Annotated in this window: 20 protein-coding genes; 17 read left to right on the forward strand and 3 right to left on the reverse strand. The window is 49.6% G+C overall.

Annotated features, from left to right (window positions below; translation table 11 throughout):
* Window positions 1-29 precede the first annotated feature (29 nt).
* Complete coding sequence (locus ACFQ3W_RS07545) at window positions 30-392, forward strand: Asp23/Gls24 family envelope stress response protein (RefSeq protein WP_379318238.1); 363 nt, start codon at window positions 30-32, stop codon at window positions 390-392.
* A gap of 77 nt (window positions 393-469) precedes the next feature.
* Here ACFQ3W_RS07545 and ftsW read toward each other — a convergent pair whose 3' ends face one another.
* Both ftsW and ACFQ3W_RS07555 read right to left on the reverse strand, forming a co-directional pair.
* Entirely contained in the window at window positions 470-1720 is a 1251-nt protein-coding gene (ftsW, locus tag ACFQ3W_RS07550; protein WP_379318240.1) for a putative lipid II flippase FtsW, read from the reverse strand.
* Window positions 1721-1732: 12 nt separating this feature from the next.
* A complete protein-coding gene (locus ACFQ3W_RS07555; protein ID WP_379318242.1) occupies window positions 1733-2074 on the reverse strand; it encodes a YugN family protein in 342 nt (113 codons plus the stop codon).
* A gap of 234 nt (window positions 2075-2308) precedes the next feature.
* Here ACFQ3W_RS07555 and ACFQ3W_RS07560 point away from each other — a divergent pair, with 234 nt between their 5' ends.
* From ACFQ3W_RS07560 to ACFQ3W_RS07600, 9 genes are all read left to right on the forward strand, one after another.
* The gene (locus ACFQ3W_RS07560; protein ID WP_379318244.1) at window positions 2309-3478 is read left to right on the forward strand and encodes a M20 family metallopeptidase; all 1170 of its coding nucleotides are present in this window, start codon (window positions 2309-2311) and stop codon (window positions 3476-3478) included.
* A gap of 44 nt (window positions 3479-3522) precedes the next feature.
* Window positions 3523-3945, forward strand: a complete 423-nt coding sequence (locus tag ACFQ3W_RS07565; protein ID WP_379318246.1) for a CBS domain-containing protein — start codon at window positions 3523-3525, stop codon at window positions 3943-3945.
* 147 nt (window positions 3946-4092) lie between these two features.
* Window positions 4093-5781, forward strand: coding sequence for a DNA repair helicase XPB (locus tag ACFQ3W_RS07570; protein ID WP_379318248.1), 1689 nt, complete (start codon window positions 4093-4095; stop codon window positions 5779-5781).
* Window positions 5778-7718: a helicase-associated domain-containing protein gene (locus tag ACFQ3W_RS07575; protein ID WP_379318250.1), complete on the forward strand. Its 1941-nt coding sequence runs from the start codon at window positions 5778-5780 to the stop codon at window positions 7716-7718. Before ACFQ3W_RS07570 ends, ACFQ3W_RS07575 begins: the two co-directional genes overlap by 4 nt.
* A 106-nt stretch (window positions 7719-7824) precedes the next feature.
* Complete coding sequence (locus ACFQ3W_RS07580; RefSeq protein WP_379318252.1) at window positions 7825-8262, forward strand: YlbF family regulator; 438 nt, start codon at window positions 7825-7827, stop codon at window positions 8260-8262.
* An 82-nt stretch (window positions 8263-8344) separates the two neighbouring features.
* Complete coding sequence (locus tag ACFQ3W_RS07585) at window positions 8345-8608, forward strand: YlbG family protein (protein ID WP_379318254.1); 264 nt, start codon at window positions 8345-8347, stop codon at window positions 8606-8608.
* 260 nt (window positions 8609-8868) lie between these two features.
* Window positions 8869-9306, forward strand: a complete 438-nt coding sequence (locus ACFQ3W_RS07590; protein WP_379318255.1) for a hypothetical protein — start codon at window positions 8869-8871, stop codon at window positions 9304-9306.
* Between the two features lie 122 nt (window positions 9307-9428).
* Complete coding sequence (locus ACFQ3W_RS07595; protein WP_379318256.1) at window positions 9429-10334, forward strand: selenium metabolism-associated LysR family transcriptional regulator; 906 nt, start codon at window positions 9429-9431, stop codon at window positions 10332-10334.
* A gap of 34 nt (window positions 10335-10368) precedes the next feature.
* Window positions 10369-11250 (forward strand): PHP domain-containing protein, encoded by an 882-nt coding sequence (locus tag ACFQ3W_RS07600; RefSeq protein ID WP_379318258.1) that lies wholly within the window; start codon window positions 10369-10371, stop codon window positions 11248-11250.
* A gap of 80 nt (window positions 11251-11330) precedes the next feature.
* Here the strand turns inward: ACFQ3W_RS07600 and ACFQ3W_RS07605 are convergent, their stop codons facing one another.
* Window positions 11331-13106 (reverse strand): Rqc2 family fibronectin-binding protein, encoded by a 1776-nt coding sequence (locus tag ACFQ3W_RS07605; RefSeq protein ID WP_379318260.1) that lies wholly within the window; start codon window positions 13104-13106, stop codon window positions 11331-11333.
* Between the two features lie 218 nt (window positions 13107-13324).
* Here ACFQ3W_RS07605 and ACFQ3W_RS07610 point away from each other — a divergent pair, with 218 nt between their 5' ends.
* The 7 genes from ACFQ3W_RS07610 (at window position 13325) to rpoZ (ending at window position 22010) form a co-directional block, all read left to right on the forward strand.
* Window positions 13325-16129 (forward strand): calcium-translocating P-type ATPase, SERCA-type, encoded by a 2805-nt coding sequence (locus tag ACFQ3W_RS07610; protein ID WP_379318262.1) that lies wholly within the window; start codon window positions 13325-13327, stop codon window positions 16127-16129.
* Window positions 16130-16255: 126 nt separating this feature from the next.
* Window positions 16256-17092 (forward strand): diaminopimelate epimerase, encoded by an 837-nt coding sequence (gene dapF / locus ACFQ3W_RS07615; RefSeq protein WP_379318264.1) that lies wholly within the window; start codon window positions 16256-16258, stop codon window positions 17090-17092.
* Window positions 17093-18023: 931 nt separating this feature from the next.
* Window positions 18024-19919, forward strand: a complete 1896-nt coding sequence (locus ACFQ3W_RS07620; RefSeq protein WP_379318266.1) for a bifunctional homocysteine S-methyltransferase/methylenetetrahydrofolate reductase — start codon at window positions 18024-18026, stop codon at window positions 19917-19919.
* Between the two features lie 38 nt (window positions 19920-19957).
* A complete protein-coding gene (locus tag ACFQ3W_RS07625; RefSeq protein ID WP_379318635.1) occupies window positions 19958-20845 on the forward strand; it encodes a YicC/YloC family endoribonuclease in 888 nt (295 codons plus the stop codon).
* A gap of 51 nt (window positions 20846-20896) precedes the next feature.
* The gene (gene remA, locus ACFQ3W_RS07630) at window positions 20897-21157 is read left to right on the forward strand and encodes an extracellular matrix/biofilm regulator RemA (RefSeq protein ID WP_018751582.1); all 261 of its coding nucleotides are present in this window, start codon (window positions 20897-20899) and stop codon (window positions 21155-21157) included.
* Between the two features lie 14 nt (window positions 21158-21171).
* Window positions 21172-21756: a guanylate kinase gene (gmk, locus tag ACFQ3W_RS07635; protein ID WP_379318268.1), complete on the forward strand. Its 585-nt coding sequence runs from the start codon at window positions 21172-21174 to the stop codon at window positions 21754-21756.
* 32 nt (window positions 21757-21788) lie between these two features.
* Window positions 21789-22010, forward strand: a complete 222-nt coding sequence (gene rpoZ / locus ACFQ3W_RS07640; RefSeq protein ID WP_379318270.1) for a DNA-directed RNA polymerase subunit omega — start codon at window positions 21789-21791, stop codon at window positions 22008-22010.
* Window positions 22011-22048 lie beyond the last annotated feature (38 nt).

Raw genomic sequence — 22048 nt, forward strand, 5'->3', positions numbered from 1 at the left:
AAATTAATGAGGTTGAAGGAGGTTTTACCATGACCGAACAACTGCAGTTGGATAATGGGCTCATTCGAATTTCGGACGATGTCGTAGCCAAAATTGCCGGAATGGCAGCCTTGGAAACACCGGGAATTGCAGCCATGTCCGGGGGATTGTCGGAAGGATGGGCTAAACGGTTAAGCGGCAAAAATGTACAAAAGGGCGTAACGGTTGAAGTCGGTCAATTGGAAGCGGCCATTGATCTGCGGATTATCGTACTGTACGAAACGCCAATCCATGAGGTATGCCGGATGCTGCAGCAAAATGTGCGTGAGGCTGTAGAAAGCATGACTGGGCTTAGAGTTGTAGAAGTCAATGTGAAGGTTGAGAGTGTCGCTTTTAAAGATGACGAGATGTAATTACCTTGAAAGACCATTATAGCTGATATAAAAAGAGAGACTACCGGGTTTATCCAGTAGCCTCTCTTTTTTGCGTTTTAAAATTGGCGTCGTCTTTGAGCTTTCATATCAAATGGAGCGGCATCCTTCACGACGATCGATTTGGTGCGTTCCTGCTTGGCCGGAAGCGCCGATTCCCGTGAGATGCTTAGCACGATTCCCATCGCAACCATCATGACGAGAAGAGAAGATCCCCCGGAACTGATAAACGGCAGCGTAACCCCGGTTATAGGTATCGTTCTCGTTACACCGCCAATATTGACGAAGGCCTGAATGGCAATGAGACCCATAATGCCGACTCCGGTTAAAGTCCCAAATGTGCTGGAGCATCTGAGGGAGACCAGCAAACCCCTCCAGATAAAATAAATGTAAAACAGCAGAAAGATAAAAGTACCGATAAAACCGAATTCTTCTCCTATGACAGAAAATATAAAGTCATTGTAGGCATTGGGCAAATAATGGAGCTTCTGAATCCCTTGGCCAAACCCCGTACCGGTCAGTCCGCCATGCCCGATTGCCGTGAGCGATTGAAGCAGGTTGTAGCCGGCATGTTGAGGGTCCTCCCATGGGTTAATGAATGCTTGAATCCGACCCATCTTGTAGTGATTTTCTGCAGTGGTCGTTTCGCTCGGATGAATTTTGTCAATTAATGCGCTGGCACCCATGACGATGCTTGCGCCAAGAATCAATAGAGCGATTGAGCCAAGTATATGCTTCAGATTCGCTCCCCCGGCAAAGATAATGAGACCCGAGGTGGCCACGAGAATCAAACAAGACCCGAGGTCAGGCTGCAACATAATCAAACCGGCCACAAATCCAACAATGACCATAACGGGGATATATCCGGTTCGCAAATCGCGGAATCGCTCGCCCTTTTTGGAGATCAGTGCGGAAAGATATAAAATAGTTGTGATTTTGGCAAGTTCTGTAGGCTGGATGCCAAGCTTACCAATTCTGAACCAGCTGGATGCACCATTGATATCCCCGCCTACAAAAGGAACGATAATAAGCATGATGATGGCAAAAATAAAAACCGGAATAAACAGCTTCTTGAATTTTTGATAAGGAATGTTCATCGTGATGAACATTCCGATTAGGCCGACAACGCCAAAAATGGCTTGCTTCTTAGTAAAATACATAGGGTCATATCCGAAGATTTTATTTACCTGTGAGATGCTGGAGCTGGAGCTGAATACCATGACGATCCCGAAGCCTACCAGCAGCAAAGTGAGGATGAGCAATTGGAAATCGGGCGCCCCGCGTCTTTGTGTCTCTGAGTTGTCTCTCATGGCTTTCTCACTCTATGCCTCAAGAAGTTCCTTAAGCTCAGTTAGTTTATGATTTGCGGTCTTCATCACCATTGCGGGAATTTCGGATTCGTATTCCAAACCATGAGGGAAAGTGGCCCGCCCCATATAGACCGCTTCAATGGCCAAAACCGTGTCTGGACGCTCCAATTTGCCTTCCACAGCACGCGTATTGATACGCAGAAAATAATCATGGTTGTTGTACTCTATTTTGTAATCGTATGTAGCCCGGTAATATTCCCACTGCCAGCGAACAAATCCAACTTTTTCTGCAGATTCGTCCAAATAAGCCAATTCGCTTCTTAAGCCGCTCAAACCGGTATTGTCCACGATCATGTACAGAAATGCCCCCTTCAATATGACTTATAACTACTATCATTCTCTTTCCCATGATATTATGTTTCCATCACTTGTGCAAGCATGGGAAACCCTTTCAAAAGAGGACGATTTCTCTACTTGGCATGATATACTTCTGCACTTTTCTGTTACAATAATAGAAATTGAATCAATTTCCTCCGGGCGGAAGAAAGCGGCTTAAATGCCCAGGATGCGAAAAAGGAGCTGGAGACAATGGAACAGGAAATTTTGCGCGCGTTGTTTCCATTAATGGTGGAACGGCGGCGGCATCTTCACCGTCATCCGGAGCTTTCCTTTAAGGAGAAGGCAACTTCTGCTTTCGTAGCAGAGGTGCTGCAGAGGCTTGGCGTGGAGGTCTCTACGAATGTCGGAGGATTTGGACTAGTCGGAAACATTCGGGGTAGCTTGCCAGGTAAAACTGTAGCGTTGCGGGCTGATATGGATGCTCTACCGATCCATGATGAGAAAATCTGCGAATATGCCTCGCAAACCCCGGGCGTCATGCATGCCTGTGGCCATGATGGGCATACGGCCACGCTGCTTGCCGTTGCCGAGTATTTTTGCAAGATGAAGGATCAGTTGCGCGGACAAATTCGGCTGATTTTTCAGCCGGCCGAGGAAACCTACCCCGGCGGAGCAGCCTCGATGATCGAGCAGGGAGTGCTGGACGGAGTTGACGCGATTTATGGCGTGCACCTCTGGACGCCTATCACTGTAGGTACGGTGGCAAGCGCTCCAGGGCCGCTGATGGCCTCGACGGATGAGTTTTTCATCGATATCCAGGGTAGAGGGGGGCATGGCGGTATGCCGCATAAAACCATCGATAGTGTGGTAGCGGCTTCGGCACTTGTCATGCAATTGCAGAGCATCGTCAGCCGCTCTATCGATCCCCTTGATCCTGCCGTGGTTACGATTGGTTCCATCCAGGGCGGTACGGCCCAGAATGTTATTGCAGACCGCTGCCGCTTATCGGGGACCGCTCGCTGTTTTCGTGAGGATACGCGCGAAATGATCCGCAGCCGGATTTATGATTTAGCGGAGGGAACGGCAAAAGGGTATGGTGCGGAAGCAAGCATCACTTATATGATGGGATACCCGAGCACCATCAACGATGAGCATGAATTTGATCGGTTTTTTAGGGTGGCTCCCAGCGTATTTGGAGTGAAGGCCGAGATATCCCCGAAAATTATGCCGGCCGAGGATTTCTCATATTATTTGCAGCGGGTTCCAGGATGCTTCATGCTAGTTGGCGCAGGAAATTCTGAGAAAAGCGCGGACCGCCCGCATCATCATCCTAAATTTGATATTGATGAGGATGCTATGCTTTATGCTGCGGGACTCCTGATTACAATGGCCGAGTCGTATATGGAGGAGCACGCATAATTAAATCCCGATTTTGGAATTCTATTTCCGAAGGAGGGATTCTAATGAAAAAAGTTAGTGAAATTATGACCAATGATGTTGTAACCGTGACGCCTCAAGACAACGTTTATGAGGTTGCTGTCAAAATGAAAGAGAACGATACCGGTTTTATTCCGGTTGTTGAAAATGGCGATAAGCTGATTGGCGTAATCACCGACCGGGACTTAGTGATCCGATGCATTGCCGAGAAACACCCTGGTTCCACCGCTATCGATACTGTAATGACCAAAGGTATCAAGACCGCTTCCCGCGAGATGTCAGTGGACGAAGCGGCAGAACTGATGGCTGAACAGCAAATTCGGCGGTTACCGGTAACTGAGGGCGACCGGCTCATTGGGATCGTGTCGATTGGGGATATGGCGGTACGAAATATTTTTGCAGACAATGCTGGGGAGGCCCTGTCGCAAATTTCGGAGCAGGTACATTAAATTAGCCTGAGCAAAAGGGTGGGAACCTGGGGGAGAAGTTCGCGGCAGCTGCGGCGAGCTTCTCCTTTTTAAGATGTAACGTGCCGAGAAGCACGCATTACCCAGCTAATCGCGTTAATTTAAAATTTTGGAGGGAGGGCAAATCCATTGAATGAAGCAGGAGCGTGTATCATTCAGCGTGATTTTACCGTTTTGGTAGAAAAAGAGCACCCCGGATTTGAAGCTGCACGCGAGCAGTTAACCGGGTTCGCCGAACTGGTTAAAAGCCCAGCCTTTTATCATACATATCGGATTACCCCACTGAGTTTGTGGAATGCTGCAGCTGGTGGGATGGATGCAGATGCCATTATCAATCGACTTGCAGCGATGTCTCGTTGGGAGATTCCCGGGGGAGTTGTCGAAGGCATCCGTAAGTGGGTGTCGAGATACGGGATACTTAGATTGTACCCGGCATCAGAAGCCGAACAGCTTGAGCTTGAATATGTAGGCGCGGAAAATGGCTTGCTTAAGGAGCTTGCTGGCCAAATTGACTTTCCCGACGACAGGATGGAGCTGCTTGATGAGCGTCATATGAGGCTTACGGCAAGTTACCGGGGAATATTAAAGCGGGAGCTGGTCCGCCTCGGGTACCCGGTTATTGACGAAGCTGGTTATCATAGCGGCGAGTCACTTAGCTTTACACTTCGAGATGTTTTGCCCAACGGGCGGAAATTTCAATTGCGAGCCTATCAAACGTCGGCGGTTGAAGCTTTTGAAGGAAAGCGAGGAAACGGCGGCAGTGGGGTAGTTGTCCTGCCTTGCGGCGCGGGAAAAACCGTGGTCGGTCTAGCCGCGATGGAGCGTCTTCAGTGCGAGACATTGATTCTTACTTCCAATGTAACCTCAGTTCGCCAATGGATTTCCGAAATTTCAGCTAAAACGACGTTACCCGCGGAATCGGTGGGCGAGTATTCCGGAGAAAGGAAGCAGGTAAAGCCGGTGACGGTTTCAACATATCAAATATTAACCCACCGAGGCCGAAAAGATGATGGATTTAAACATATGTCCTTGTTTAACGAGCGGGATTGGGGGCTCATTATTTACGATGAGGTTCATCTGCTTCCTGCACCGATTTTTCGGGCAACCGCAGATATCCAGGCGACCCGGCGGCTAGGGCTGACAGCGACGCTTATTCGCGAGGACGGCTGCGAGCGGGATGTATTCTCCCTTATCGGTCCGAAAAGCTATGAAATTCCCTGGCGGGATTTGGAAACCGATGGTTTTATCGCCAAAGTGGATTGTCAGGAAATTCGAGTAACGATGCCGGAGCTTTATCAGCAGAAATATACCGAAGCCGAAGGGAGAGAGAAGTTTCGGATTGCTGCGGAAAACCCGCACAAGAACCTAGTTGTACGCGAGCTTCTCAAACGTCACAAGGACCGCCAGGTGCTGGTTATCGGGCAATATTTAGGGCAATTGAACAGCATTGCATCCGACATCGGTATCCCGCTCATTACTGGAAGCATGGCTCAATCGGAACGGGGAAAGCTGTTTCAGGCGTTTCGCAAGGGAGAGTTGCAGGTTCTGGCCGTATCGAAGGTGGCCAACTTTGCCGTGGATTTGCCTGATGCCTCAGTGGCGATCCAAATATCGGGAAGCTATGGATCGAGGCAGGAGGAAGCCCAGCGGCTAGGGAGAATTCTACGTCCGAAGGCGGACGGTAGTTCCGCTTATTTCTACACGCTGGTATCGGAGAATACACGAGAGCAGGAATTTGCGCTGCGAAGGCAGTTATTTCTTCTTGAGCAGGGTTATGAATATGCAGTGCAGCGTGAGCGGGAGGTGTTTGAAGCATGAAGGTCAGCAAAGCTCAAAGCGAATTGGATGTCCACACAAGCGATGAATTGCTTAGGGAGAAGTTCCCGCTGCCGGAAACGGCTCATGCAGTGCTACTGCAGCTGTATCGTAAGTTTGCCGGCCAGCCATTCAAGCTGGAGGCTATCCGTTCCGCAGCTAGAGACGGATGGTCTGGTGCCGAGCTGCGTGCTGCTCTTCCGAGCCTGCTGCGCCAAGGAGATGTTAAAGCGGTTAAGAAAGCCTGGGGCGAAAAGCTCTTTTATATTCCATTGAATCGAATTTTACAGCTGCAGCAATCATGGGGATACTCTTCCCTAAATCCATGGCAGCCCAAGCAAGTGATGTCTGGTCAAGAGTCGAAAGCGGGACTAGCAGTCGATCTGTTCAGGGCTATTACCTGGATCGCCGAAAACGGACTGCGAATAACGGCCAAAGGGACGATTCACCAGAAAGAGCAAGGCAAGCTGGAGAGCCGAATTGAATTAAGTGAGCATGACGTAATCGGCCTTCAATTGAACTATCCGCACCAGGATGTTTATTCACCTCAACTAGCCGTGATCCTCGATCTTTTAATGGGACTTGATCTGATCGACAAGGATAGGGCTTTTTGGCGGCTGAATCACTTCTCTCTAAAGGGCTGGCTTAACTTGGACATTCAAACGATGAATATGGTTTTGCTGCGGCAAATTTTGCAGCGCTATGTTCCCTCGGAGGCTGGTCTCCAGCATGTTGCGCTGCGTTTGGCCACACCTGACTTAGAGAAGGATACCTGGTACTCACGCAGGGAACTGCTGAATTCGTTGACGAAGCTCGGATACTTTAATTCTGGGTATGCCGAGGAACGTAAAGATTGGATCAATGCCTGGTTACAAGCTATGGCGGGCTTTGGGTGGATGGAGCTTGGCGAGAATCAGGAGGGAGAAGCGGTATTTCGGTGGATTATATCGCGGGATAGGCTAGCTATCACCAATGACCACCTTACCAAGGAGAGAAATATCGCTAAAGACGGTTACATTATCGTTCAGCCGGATTTTGAAATTCTCGTTCCCCCCGATGTGCCTATGTTAGTACGGTTTGAGCTTGAAGCTTGCTCGGAAAACATAATCATGGATACGATGAGCGTTTACCGTATCAGTAAGGATAGCGTCAAGCAAGCATCAAAACACGGCCGTACCCCGGACGATATCCTAGCTTTCCTCCGTAAACACGCCGCATATGTTCCGGAATCGATTATTCTTGCCCTACAGCAGTGGGGGCGGGAATTTGGGCGCGTTGCGTTCGAAGAAAAGCTGCTTCTTCGCTGTGCTGACCATGAGGCCGCTGAGAGGATCTATTCACTCCCTTCGCTTCAAGGCAAGGTGGAACGAATCAGTCCGCTCGATTTTATAGTTCCTCCGGAGGAAGAAGGGAAAATCCGCAAAATACTGGAGGAGCAGCGTTTGTCTCCCCGGGATAACCGAAACCAATCGGGGGAGGAGCAGATATTCCCCAGAATTGAGGAGGAAGGCATTTCCAAATTGGATGACCCTGAATCAGCGCAGATGCTTCAGGGTCAAGGCTGGATTTTCAAGGGGGCAGGCCTGCATTTCTATGAGGCGGACAATGAGCTGCCAAGTGCTGAACAGCTGTTTCCGGGGCTTCAGGAGCTCCCGGTAATGTGGTGGAAAGAGACGAGAGCTTACCATAGCTCTACCGCGCGAAAAATCATTGCGCAGGCCATGGAATGGCATACGAAACTTAGGGTCCAAATCGCCGGGAAACCACCGATGGAATGCCTGCCAGTGGAGCTCATTGGCGGCGAAGATTGGTCCGTAAAGGTTAGCCTCAGTTCCTCTGAGGGAAATCTGCTGACAAACGCTATGATGGAAGATATCGAGGTCGTATTATCTTCCAACGATATAGAGACACTTCGGCTACTTGTCCCTGAAATGATGTAATAGAGAGGTTGACTAGGAAGGATGAACCTCTTCTGCTCCCCACTAGATTGTGGTATGATTATTTCGTCTACTCAGGTAGAAAATATAGTGAATCGAGTTGAAATTCATGAGCGTAATCGAGAAGAACACGGTCGACATGGCCGAAGTGCTGACATACGCCTATGAATTAGGCGATATGATTAATAAATCCTCGGCTGTATCCGAGTATTTATATTGGAAGCAGCGTGTTGAGCAAGACGCTGATATCCGGGCTTTGGTTAAGAAGCTGGATGCACAAAAAGAGTTGTTCCGGGAGACGGAGCGCTTCGGTCATTTTCACCCTAACTATCATGAAGCCAAGGATCGGGTTGCTGCGGTAGAGAAGGAATTGGAACAGTTCGAGGCGGTTCGCAAGTTTAAGGCAGCGGAGACTGAATTGGATGACATTTTGCACGAGATGTCGGAAATGATTGCATTTGCCGTATCCGATTCCATTAAAGTTCCGGGCAACGATCCCTTCCCTAAAGGCGGATGTGGCAGTGGCGGGAAGTGCAGCTGCGGTTAAAGCAAGGAAGATTGGGGTAGTGCAGGCGCTAAAGCCCGTACTATGCCGAGAATAAATTCAGTTAAGGCGGGAGGGGGAAGTCATGTTTCCCGAGCGTACAGGCTATATCATTTGGGTTAGCGATCTAAAAGCAGCAAGAAACTTGGATAAATACGGGACCGTGCATTATTTATCCCGCCGTATGCATTATGTGGTTATGTATGTGAATACGGAACGTGCGGAGGATACAATGCGTAACATTCGCAAGCTGTCCTTTGTCCGCAAAATCGAACGCTCCTATCGTGGAGAGATTAAAACGGAGTACAGTAAGGACGTGCCGGACAAAACCCGGTATTACGGCTTATAATTAGCTGCCAAATCAAAACCCTAAAGCGCCTGATTGGTCCAAGTCACTTGGCCCGATGAGGCGTTTTTCTATAAATAGAGGAAGTGTAACGTATATGCTCTAATAGATCATTAAACTGATTCTAAAAGCCTATGAGACAACTTTGACGACAAATGTTAGCGCTTGCCTTGTAGAAAAATAGGTGATGATGTAATATAATAGGCAAAAGTACTTAGTTAATTAGACCTATTTTATCTATTTGATGTGAGGTGCGATCCGGCATGAGAGATAGGGCGACGGAGCGGTGGGGAACTTATGAAGCTTTCCACATTGTTTTGGGAGATAAAAGAGTTGCCGACATCGTGATTACGAACCATGCAAAAACCAGATATCAGGACCGGATTGACCGGGAAAACATTGAAATGGAAAATATCGCTAACTGGACATGGGAATGTTTAAAACAAGGGCGCATTACTCCTTATTATCGAAATGAAGAAGATGTATATTTGATCGACGATGACCTTGTGATGGTGGCCGAATTTGCAGAAATTCAAGGGGAATTCGACCTGGTGGGTCGCCCAATGCATCGAATGATCGTGGTGACATTTCTTGGCCGGATGTCGGAAACGATAGAATTGCGCGATTTAAAATCTTATTACTCCTGGCTTCGTCACTCACGTCGAATGACTCTGATGAAGAACAGTCGTAAACGCAGATAGTCTCCATAAGAACTCTTCCCGGGTAAAAAAAGTGAACCAGCAAAAGCGTGCCGAGAACGGCATGCTTTTTTTGTGCAATTAAGTCTGCTATTGTATGGGATGAGAAAGGAGGCAGCCTGACTATGGCGTTAAACTACCACCAATTGCACATTTTTTATACCGTTGCGGAAAGGGGCAGCTTCTCCGCTGCGGCCCAGGCGCTCCATATGACACAGCCTGCGGTAACGATGCAGATACAGTCATTAGAAGATTATTTCGGCAGTAAACTGCTCGTTAGATCCACGAAAAGGATCGACTTAACTGAAGCGGGAAAAACGCTGCTGCCTTATGCGCGGCAAAGTTTAGAACTGATCCGGGAGACCGAGCAGGCGATGTCCCGCTTCGCTTCGATGCTGGAGGGCAGACTTCAGCTTGGTGCAAGCTTGACCATTGGGGAATACGTTCTGCCTCGTATGCTGGGACCGTTTGGACAGCAATTCCCTCAGATATCGATCATGCTAAAAGTGATGAATACGACTCAAATTATCGAGGAGATCGTAAATCATCAGTTGAACTTTGGCTTGGTCGAGGCGCCTGTTCAGCACCCGGATCTCGTCTCCGAGCCAGTCATGGAGGACGAACTCAAGTTAATCGTTCCGGCAGGCCATCCGTTATCCGGAAAGGGCACGGTTTCGATCGAGGAGGTCATCTCATACCCGTTTGTGCTTCGAGAGAAGGGCTCCGGCACTCGCCAGGTGATGGAAGAGGTGTTTAATCAGCGAGGACTTAATCCGGATCGGATACAGACTATAATGGAATTGGGAAGTACGGGGGCAGTTAAATCGGCAGTGGAGGCCGGCGTTGGAATTACGATCATTTCCCCATCCTCCGTTAAGCATGAAAAGGCGCTGGGTTTACTGGAAATACTGGAGATTGAGGATGTATCCTTCAAACGGATGTTTTACTCGATTCATTTGAAATCGACGCTGCTGCCGGTTCCGGCGGTTACGTTTTTAACTTTTTTACGGGAACACCCGTTTACCACGTAAGTCATTTATTAGCTATGATGCAGGAGGAATGGATATGGAGCTTTATAGAGAGAGTAACCGGTTTGATTTACATACCCATTCGCGGGCCTCGGACGGCATGAATACGCCGGCGGAAAACGTGCGGCTGGCCAAAGAGAATGGCTTAGTTGGCCTTTCGATCACCGATCACGATACGGTGGCCGGTGTAGCCGAGGCCTTGCAAGCCGGACGTGAGATAGGAATCACAGTCGTTCCCGGCATTGAAATCAGCACACGGGCGGGCGGTAAAGATATCCACGTGCTCGGGTACTTTTTGAATATTCAGGATAACCTGCTGTTGGAACGACTTGCTCATCTTCGGGAAGTGCGCGGGGCGCGGAATGAGCGGATTATCGAGAAGCTTCAGCAATTGGGTATAGATATTACGCTACAAGAGGTGAAGGACGGGCTATCACGGCCCCTTCGTCCGGACGAAAGCCTGGGCAGACCTCATATCGCGGACACTTTAGTAAGAAAAGGGTTTGCGAAGGACATGAGAGATGCATTCGACCGATATCTGGCCGAAGGAAAACCGGGCTATGCTTCTCTACCGAGAATTGGCCCGGTTGAGGCGATGGAGTGGATCCGTGAGGCCGGCGGAGCACCGGTTTTGGCTCATCCGGGATTGTACAGTAATGACGATTTGGTTACGGAGATCATCGAGAGCGGCAAGCCGGCCGGGATTGAGGTGTTCCACTCCGATCACGGCGCTGAAGACGAGCAGCGTTATCTGGCCATAGCTGACCAGTATGGTTTGATCCCAACCGGCGGCTCGGATTATCACGGTGTTCGGCAGGGTGTTGTGTTTCATGGTGATTTAGGCAGCCGCTATGTAGCTGAAGAGACGGTGGAACGGCTGAAGCAGGCGGCTTTGGCTGGACAATTAGGCTCCTCTTAACCCTAAACGCTAGTGTGTTATGGACAAAAAAGAAAGGTCCCTGCTCTCCCAAAGGAGAGTAGGGGCCTTTTTCAGTGAGATTAGCCGTTTTTTACAACGTTGTGCAGCCCTTTTATGAGCTGTTCGTCCGGAGTAACGATCAACGTCCGCTGGTGGTCGTAAATGACGAAGCCCGGCTTGGCTCCACTTGGCTTCCGGACATAGCGGATTAGCGTATAGTCGACCGGCACGCTGCTCGATTGCTTGGCCTGACTATAGAAAGCTGCAAGCTGTGCCGCTTCATTCAGGGTAGCCTCGCCGAACGCTTCGCTGCGGATCAGCACATGCGATCCCGGAATATCCTTCGTATGGAGCCAAGTGTCGTTTGGCTTACCGAGCCGATTCGTCACATATTCGTTCTGTAAATTATTTTTACCAACATACATTTCAATCCCTTCCGAAGAGGTGTACACATGAAGCGTTGGTCGATCGTTCTTTTTCTTTTTCTTGCCTTTTTTGCTCCGGTCTCGAAGGTATCCCTGCTGCGTTAGCTCTTCGCGGATTTCATCGATATCGCTTAGCGTGGCATCGCTCAACTGCTGAAGCAGGGCTTCCAAATAGGTAACTTCCTCGCGTGCCAGATTCATTTGCTCGTCGATGACGGCCAGGCTGTTTTTGAATTTGTTGTACTTTTTAAAATATCGCTGAGCGTTTTCCGACGGTGTGAGCAGCGGATCAAGCGGAATCTTCTCTAGCTTTTGCTCTTCATCGTAGTAGTTTACAAGCTCTACAAAGCGGTCGCCCTTGCGAATTTCGTGTAGGGATGGGAGCAGCAGTTCACCCCAGATGCGGTAACGATCGGCGTCTTCCGCCTCGTTTAGATCTTTTTCCAGATTCGACAGCTTCTTGACGTTTTTGTTCCGTTCGTTTTGCAAAAACCGCAGCAGATCGCTTGTTTTTTGCTTTACCGTATCTCGAAGCGCCTTGTCCCCATAGTAATCCTCCATACATTCGCTGATGGACGGATAGGTGCGAATATCGCCTTGAAGCTGCGCCAAATGAACGGCCGAAAATACGCTTTTTCCTTTGGCATTTTCTCCTGTTACCGGGGAATAGCGATGCTCACGGATGTCCTTCATCATTTTGGAAAAAGCTTGCCACAACGCTTCGGCGGAGCTGGCGATTCCCCCTTCTACGGCAGCCGGACTTTCCATGTCGGCACGGGCGTAGATTTCACCTGCAATCAGCGGGCTTAACCCGTTAAAGGCTTCCACAAGCCACATGCTTTTTGGCGCCCCGTCTTTCTCGCTCTCTTCGGCTTCATGATAGGCGCTTAGAAACTCACTATACCCTGCCTCCAGCGGGTTCAGCTTGTGCTGCTCCGGCGGTTTCGTATATGTGAACCCGGGCATCACGATTCGGAAGCTGCTGATCGCAGGAGTCACATGGTGAATACCGTCGAGCTGAATATCGGTGGCAGGGTCGACCAGAATGATGTTGCTGTGCCGCCCCATTAATTCAATGATAATCCGCTTCAGGGAAAGATCCCCAAGCTCATCCCGCTGACGTACATCGATATGGATGATCCGCTCCATGCCCACCTGGGTGACAGCTTCAATTGTGCCGCCTTCAAAGTGCTTGCGTAGAAGCATGCAGAACATAGGGGCTTCCAGTGGATTCGGAAATGACTCTTCCGTGAAGTGCACCCGCGGATAAGTCGGGTTTGCCGATAGCAATAGACGCCGATTACCTGATTGTGTGCGCAGGTTGAAGACGATATCGCTGGCCGCGGGCTGATGTATTTTATTGATGCGCCCTCCTATACACGATTGCAGTTCGTGTATGATAGCTCGGGTAACAATGCCGTCGAGTGCCATAAGTAATAATCTCCTGTCTCTATAAATGTAAATCGTATGATAACTAACACCTGATCTAGGCCGCCGTGAAAAGGTGGCGACTCCTCTATGATGCCATACTTCAGGCAAAAACTTAAGAGGACCGCTGTGATAATTTGGGACTGGCCGGAATACATTTACCCTAGGTGGAAAAGCCTTCACGCAGAAACTGCACAATAAACGGAAGGGGAATAGGGAGGATGGAACAAAAAAACTGGCACCAGTGGAGAAGTGAAGCGCTTCTGGAGCGGTTCGGCGTCACGCGTGAACAGGGCCTGACCGATGAGGAAGCGCAACGAAGACGTGAGGAGAGCGGCTGGAATGAGCTTCAGGAAGGAGAGCGGATTTCCCCGATTTTGTTGTTCTTGAACCAGTTTAAGGACTTTATGATGTTGGTGCTCATGGGCGCTACGCTGATTTCCGGATTTCTCGGTGAATATTTGGACGCGGTGACGATCATAGCGATCATTGTTCTAAACGGGGTTCTTGGATTTATACAGGAATTTCGAGCGGAGCGCTCTCTGCGTGCGCTTAAGGAGTTGTCCGCACCACATGCGAATGTGGTAAGGCAGGGCAAGGTCAAGCATATTCCTGCCCGGGAGTTGGTTCCTGGCGATATCGTTATTCTTGAAAGCGGCGATCGAATTCCGGCGGATGTTCGCTGGTTTTCCACGAACAGCCTGGACGTAGAGGAATCGGCATTAACGGGCGAATCTCATCCGGTAGGCAAACATAGCGAGGTGCTCGCAGAGTCGGACGTTCCGTTAGGCGATCAGAAGAACATCGGCTTTATGGGCACGATGATTACGCGCGGCACCGGACGAGGGGTCGTCATTCGGACCGGGATGGACACGGAAATGGGCAAAATCGCCGACTTGATCCAAAATACAGAGGTTCAGGAAACACCATTGCAGCGCCGCTTAGAACAGCTCGGTAAAATTTTGATTTACATGGCGCTGGGGTTAACAGTCGTCGTTGTACTACTGGGGATTCTGCAGGGCCAGCAAGCCAGCAGCATGTTTTTTGCCGGGGTTAGCTTGGCGGTGGCGGCAATTCCGGAGGGCCTGCCGGCAATCGTTACGATTGCGCTAGCTCTTGGGGTGCAGCGGATGATCAAGCGGAAGGCGATTGTGCGCAAGCTGCCATCCGTAGAAACGCTCGGCTGTGCATCGGTCATTTGCTCGGACAAAACAGGTACGCTTACGCAAAATAAGATGACGGTAACCCGAGTATGGCTTGAAGGGCGAGCGATGGAGGTGGCCGGTGAAGGCTATGAGCCAGTAGGCGACATTCATGAACAAGGCAGCCCGGTCGATGTACGTAAAGATCAAAGCTTGCGAAGACTGCTGCAAATTAGCTCGCTCTGCAGCAATGCAGTTATTTATGAGGATGACCAGGAGCAGCGTGGCCGAAAAAAAACGAAGGAAGAAGTAGTTCCCACTGGTTCCGTGTGGAAGTTGAAGGGGGATCCTACCGAAGGTGCCTTGGTGACGTTAGCTTCGAAAATGGGCCTGTCCCCGGGAGCTCTGGGCAGCATGTACATCCGGGATAAGGAATTTCCTTTTGACTCGAAACGAAAACGAATGTCCGTTATCGTTTCGCATCAAGGCGGGAAAATGGTCTTCGTCAAAGGAGCGCCTGATATGCTGCTGGAGCGCTGCAGCTACATCCTCTGGGAAGGCAAGGTTGTTCCGTTTACCGGAACGCTAAGACAGCGGGTTCAGGCGGCTAACGAGAGCATGGCCCGGAGCGCACTGCGCGTGCTGGGTATGGCTTATCGCGATTTAAAGCCCCACGAAGGCACTGACCATGAGGATAGTGTAGAATCGCAGCTGATTTTTGTGGGCCTTACGGGGATGATAGATCCGCCGCGGCGTGAAGCGAAGGATGCCATTACCGTTTGCCGGCGGGCAGGCATTAAAACCGTGATGATTACCGGCGACCATGGTCTTACCGCAGAGGCGATTGCGTCCGACCTCGGCATTTTGCCTCGAGGCGGGTCCTCCATGTCAGGACAGCAGCTCGAAGCGCTAAGCGACGAGGAACTGGAAAACAGCGTGGAAAACATTTTTGTCTATTCTCGTGTATCTCCTGAGCATAAGCTTAGAATCGTCAAAGCGCTCCAGCGTAAAGGCCATGTCGTAGCAATGACCGGGGACGGCGTCAACGACGCCCCGGCCATCAAAGCGGCGGATATCGGCATAGCGATGGGTATGACGGGCACAGACGTCTCCAAAGAGGCTTCCTCGCTCATCTTGAGCGATGACAATTTTACCTCAATCGTCGCCGCTATTGAAGAAGGTCGGAACATTTACGAGAACATCCGGAAATTTATCCGCTATCTGCTTGCCTCTAACGTCGGTGAAATTTTGACGATGTTTTTCGCGATGCTGGCCGGGCTGCCGCTTCCACTGCTGCCGATCCAGATTTTGTGGGTAAACCTCGTCACCGATGGCTTGCCGGCTATGGCGCTTGGGGTGGATCAGCCGGAAAAAGACTTGATGGAGCATAAGCCGCGCGGAGCGAACGAAAACATTTTTGCCAGACGTTTAGGCTGGAAAATCATTAGCCGTGGCTTTTTGATCGGCTTTTGTACGCTTGGTGCCTTCTGGTTAACGCTGCAGGCGGCACCGGACAACGCGGCTCAGCTTGTCAAGGCGCAGTCGGTAGCCTTTGCAACGCTGGTTATGGCCCAACTTATCCACGTATTTGATTGCCGCAGCTCCCGGTCGATTTTCCATCGCAACATTTTGCAAAATCGTTACCTGGTCGTCGCTGTCTTGTCCTCGATCGCGCTGCTCTTAGGCGTTATGTACATTGAGCCGCTGCAGCCGATTTTTAAAACGGTGCCGCTCGGAATGCGTGAATGGGCCATTACCCTTGTAGCCGCCGGAATTCCGACCTTCCTGATGGGAGCCGGAAGCGTTTGGTCCGGAAAACGTCGCCGTCGTCCAAGCGGACCGCGTCCATTAGTAACCGCGAAAAGTACAAATATTCGTGCATAAAATCAATAGATTTTCAGCCCGCCAAATTATAGACTAACCTCATCAGGCAAGCTTTGCCAAAGAATGGTGTATAATAACAGGTACGCATATGCAGCTCGCAAAGTTGTAAAGGAATGGGGTTTAGATATGGAATTTACGAAAATGCATGGACTGGGCAATGATTTTTTAGTATTTTATGGCGAAACGCAGCTCCCGGACAACGTATCCGAGCTTGCGATAAAATGGTGCGACCGCTATTTTGGCGTGGGCGGGGACGGCCTGGTGTTTATCCTTCCGTCAGAGAAGGCGGATTTCAAAATGCGCATCATCAATTCGGACGGTACCGAAGCCGAGCAATGCGGGAATGCGATTCGCTGTGTGTCCAAATACGTCTATGACCACGGGCATATTGGCAAAGAGCAAATCACGATTGAGACGCTGGGCGCGGGCGTGCAGCAGGTAAGCCTGAAGGTGGAATCGGGCGTCGTTAAAACGGTTCGCGTTGATATGGGTGAGCCGATTCTGGACGGTCTGACCGTTCCGACGACGCTGTCCGAAAATCCGGTGCTGAATCAGCCGATCGAGGCAGACGGCCGTGAGTTTCGCTTTACAGCGGTTTCCATGGGCAATCCGCATTGCGTTATCTATGTGGACGATGCTCCACATTTCGACTTGACGACATGGGGGCCAAAGCTCGAAGTACATCCTTATTTTCCGAGAAAAATAAACGTCGAGTTTGCTACCATCACCAGCCGGGACCGCGTGGAAATGCGGGTCTGGGAGCGCGGAGCAGGTCCGACGCTGGCCTGTGGGACAGGCGCTTGCGCTACGCTGGTATCCTCTGTCCTCAACGGACTAACGGATCGGGCGGCATGGATTGGTCTAAAAGGCGGAGACCTGTTTATCGAATGGGATGAGCGGGACAATCACGTATATATGACCGGGCCGGCCGAAGCGGTGTATAAAGGCAGCATACAGCTTTAAGGATCGGTCGCTTGATACTTGCTTTGTGAAAGAGTAAAGAGTCGGAAGCCCGAAGTTGTCGGGTTTCCGGCTTTTTAAATAGAATTTATAAAATTTCACCGGAGTCCTACTATTCAACATCTGGACAAAGTGCGCCAGGTAGTCCCTCTTTTTGTCTGCTTGATTCATAGCAAACCGAAATGTGAATTGAAGCTTATTCTTAGCAGAAAATGAAGATAAGGGGCGAAAATTTGGACTTCTGCTCCTCGCTCTCAACGAGTGAAGAATGGTATCGTAGGACTTGCCGTTACCGTAAACTTACTAAATGCATTTCGTACAGTTAAACATCTCCTTATTGGGAATATTGAGCATTTAAATGTAAAAAGTGCAACTAAAAGGAACAAAATAGCCCTGCCAATACAAATCGATCCATTTTAGATGTACATTTTGCAGTTAAAATCCAAAAATTCACACTTCACTCCAAAATAGCTGCATTAAATACATTTAGTGGTGGGTGGTGAGGGAGGCAAGAACCTATATTGATCCCGGGGCACATAGGGATTCGTAGACATGAGTACCGGATTGAAGATCGGTGAGATTCAACAGCTGCAGGGAGCAGGAAGTAGAACAGAAGAGGGGATGGGTATGGGGTGGAAAGTTTACGGCCCGCCTTTAAAGTCGTGTTCTTACCATATCATCCATTCCATAGGAACACGACTTTAACAGCGGGTGAAACCCCATACCCATCCCTCCCATCACTCCAATGTAGAAGTCAAGGCTATCTCAAAGGACACCGTCAGGTGTTTTTCTTAATCCGATTTTTCGAATGCACTTATTGCAATTAATCTTACCATTCGGAGCGATTTATGATACATTATTATGAATAAGTTTGCGCCTGGACAATCCCAGGTATAGAGATCCGCCTTATCGGGCAGTCAGGAGGTACAGCAGCATGAAGCCGGATTTGCGAAAATGTTGGGAAAAAGAGGTCTTGGTCGGCGATGGGGCGATGGGTACGTATTTGTACCAATTGGGGTTCCCGGTCGGCATATCATATGAAGAATTTAATCTGCTTCGCCCCGACGTCATTGGCGATGTACATCGGCATTACATTGAGGCGGGAGCCAGATTGCTGGAGACGAATACATTTTCGGCCAATTATTATAAGCTATCGAATTTTGGGCTTGAGCATAAAGTGGAAGAGATCAACCGCACGGCCGTGCGTATCGCGAAGGAAGCCGCAGGAAGCAATGCGTATGTAGCGGGAGCGATTGGTTCGATTCGCGGCGGCAAGCGGGCGAATGTTTCTACTCAAGATCTTAGAATCCATTTTGGACAGCAAATTGCTGCGCTACTGGCCGAGGATGTTGACGCGCTGCTATTTGAAACGTTCTACGATCTGGAGGAAATGAGGATCGCGTTACAGCGTGCAAGAGAGTTGACGCAGATCCCGGTTATCTGCCAATTTGCCGTTGATCAGGTTGGGCGCACACTGGACGGTTTTGCGATCCCGGAAGCGTTTGGCACGCTTCTGCAGGAAGGCGCCGACGTGCTCGGTTTTAACTGCCATTCGGGACCTAAAGGCATTATGAGCGTAATGGCCGGACTGCATGGGCCGCTTGACATTCCGATGTCGGTATTTCCGAATGCAGGTTTGGCGGACTATGTGGATGGAAAATATGTATATGGAGCATCTCCCGAATATTTCGGCGAATGTGCTAAATCGTTTGCGGATATGGGAGTCCGCATAATTGGAGGCTGCTGCGGTACGACGCCCGAGCATATTGCGGCGACAGCGAAAGCCCTCAGTGAATATGTTCCAAAGCCTTTGGCGGACGAACGAAAACTCCCGGGGGCTAATTCTACCATTCGTCTCCAGATGGAGGAGTCTGCTGAAGCCAAGCCAACTGGGGAAAGACAAGGCCGCTCAGCCGATCCAAGCATTACGGAGCTGGTGAAGGAACGCCATACAGTTATTGTTGAGCTTGATCCGCCGCGTGATCTGGACATCGGCAAATTCATGGAGGGAGCGGCTGCGCTCAAGGCGGCCGGAGTCGACGCCTTAACACTGGCGGACAATTCGCTCGCGGTGACGCGCATGAGCAACATGGCGCTCGGACATCTTGTACAAACCGAGCTTGGACTTCGTCCGCTCGTTCATATCGCCTGCCGGGATCGCAATCTGATCGGGACGCAGTCGCATATGATGGGCTTTGACGCTTTGGGTATTGACCATGTGCTTGCCGTAACAGGGGATCCGGCGCGGTTTGGAGATCTGCCCGCAGCCAGCTCGGTGTACGATATGACGTCTTTTGAAATTATCCGCATGATTAAACAACTGAACGACGGAATTTCTTTCTCTGGCAAGCCGCTGAAACAAAAAGCTAAATTCGTGGTGGGCGCAGCCTTCAATCCAAACGTTAAGCATTTGCACAAAGCGGTAGAGCGGCTGGAGAAAAAAATTGCCTCAGGTGCCGATTTTATTATGACGCAGCCGGTGTATGACTCGGAATTGATCGTTTCGATTAAAGAAGCGACGGCACATTTAGATATTCCGATATTTATCGGCATTATGCCGCTCGCCAGCGGCAAAAACGCTGAATATTTGCACAATGAAGTCCCAGGAATTCAGCTCTCGGACGATGTTCGCAAGCGCATGGAGGGATTGCAGGGTCCTGAAGGGCGCGCCATGGGGGTTGAAATCGCTAAGGAGCTTCTGGATACGGCGATGGAGCATTTTAACGGAATCTATTTGATGACGCCATTTATGTTCTATGAAATGAATGTCGCTTTATTGAAATATGTTCGGGAGAAGTCGAAACAAAGTTCACCCCACTTGTCTCACTGAAAATAATCAATTACAATAGGGTAACGGATGTGATGCCTTTGTCGCACAGTATGACAGGTTACGGTGGAGCCGTTAAACATTATGACGGTTTTATCGTTCAATTCGAGATTAAATCCGTCAATCATAGATACGCGGAAATCGTACTTCGGATGCCGAGGGAATGGACGTGCTATGAAGACGGACTAAGGCGTTTGGTTCAGCGCCATATTAAACGGGGACGAATTGACGTATATATCAGCAAAGAACTTGAGGATGCAAGCTCCCTTCCAATGGTACTGAATCGGCCTGTAGTTGAATCTTACTTACGGGCCGCAGAAGAGCTTGGGAACCGCTATGCTGTGGACGCCAAACTCAGCGCCAAGGATTTGCTTTCCCTGCCTGACGTTTTATCCACTTCGGATCTTTCTTCTAACTTATACGGAATGGAGTCAGAATGGGAGCGAGTGCTAAGCGAAGGGCTCGAGGAAGCTATTGGCGGACTCGTCAGCATGCGCGAGCGGGAAGGGCGGCATTTAGTGTCTGACTTGAAGCAGCGGCTTGACCGGCTGGTGGAGATTCACAACGAGATGGTGCGTATTTCGCCGGAGGTTGTGAAGGAATACAAAAGTCGGCTCAAGGGACGGCTTGCCGAGCTGCTTGAGGGACCTTTTGATGAACAGAGATTTGCGATGGAAGTGGCCGTGTTTGCAGATCGGTCCAATGTTGATGAAGAGTTGATTCGATTGAAGAGTCACTTTGAGCAATGCCTCGGACTGCTCCAAGCTTCAGAACCGGTTGGTCGCAAGCTGGACTTTCTCATACAGGAAATGAACCGGGAAACCAATACGATTGGATCTAAAGCCAATCATTTGGCTCTAGTCAACCTTGTCGTTGAAATGAAGGCGGAGCTAGAGAAAATCCGCGAACAAGCGGCGAATCTCGAATAACGTGACTTTTAACGCAAGGTGAGTCAAGCAAATAGGGGGAACTACCTAAATATGGCAATTAAACTTATTAATATCGGCTTTGGAAATATCGTATCGGCTAACCGAATCATTTCAATCGTCAGCCCGGAATCTGCTCCAATCAAGCGGATTATTCAGGAGGCGAGAGACCGCCATATGCTGATCGATGCTACTTATGGACGCCGGACTCGTGCTGTGATCATCACGGATAGCGATCATGTCATTTTGTCAGCGGTTCAGCCTGAGACGGTCGCACATCGTCTGTCCACCAAAGATGAAGACAACGACGAATAAAAATGGAGAGAATTATGGGTAAAGGGTTACTTATCGTTTTATCGGGACCGTCGGGTGTCGGAAAAGGTACGGTTTGCACCGAACTGCGGCAGCGTATGCCGGAGTTGGTTTATTCTGTTTCCGCAACGACTCGTCAGCCCCGTCTTGGAGAAGAAAACGGCGTCAATTATTTCTTTAAGACCCGTGAACAATTTGTAGAGATGATTAACAATGATCAACTCCTGGAATACGCTGAATACGTCGGCAATTTTTACGGAACTCCACGAGATTTTGTAGAGGAAACGCTAGATAGTGGCAAGGACATCATTTTGGAGATTGAGGTCCAAGGTGCTCTCAAGGTCAAGGAGAAATTTCCAAAAGGCGTGTTTGTTTTCTTGCTTCCGCCATCGCTCGATGAGCTCAAAGGACGGATTCAGGGACGTGGAACGGAAAATCAGGCGACGATCGATCATAGAATGTCAGTGGCGGCCCATGAGATCGGACTGATGGAAAATTATGATTATGCCGTCGTCAATGACGAAATCGATCTTGCCTGCAAAAGAATACAATCCATCATCGTTGCCGAACATTGCAAGATTAGAAAAGAGTGCAAAAATTAAGCAGCGATAAGCGAAAAGAAGAGGTGTTACTTGTGCTGTATCCATCTATTGACAAGTTGCTCGAAAAAGTTGACAGTAAATATTCCTTAGTTGTGGCAGCTTCCCGAAGAGCCAGACTGCTTCGCGAAGGGGAAAAAAGCGAACTGAAACAGCCAAAATCGCATAAACAAGTCGGCGTAGCTTTGGAAGAAATTTATGGCGATTACATCAAGGTTAACTATGAAGCTGGGGAACAAACCTCAGAAAAAGAATAATTTCCGGCCTCCGGGCTGCTTTTTGACAACCGCGAGGT

Source organism: Paenibacillus puldeungensis, from assembly GCF_042678945.1.
Classification (GTDB): Bacteria; Bacillota; Bacilli; order Paenibacillales; family Paenibacillaceae; genus Fontibacillus; species Fontibacillus puldeungensis.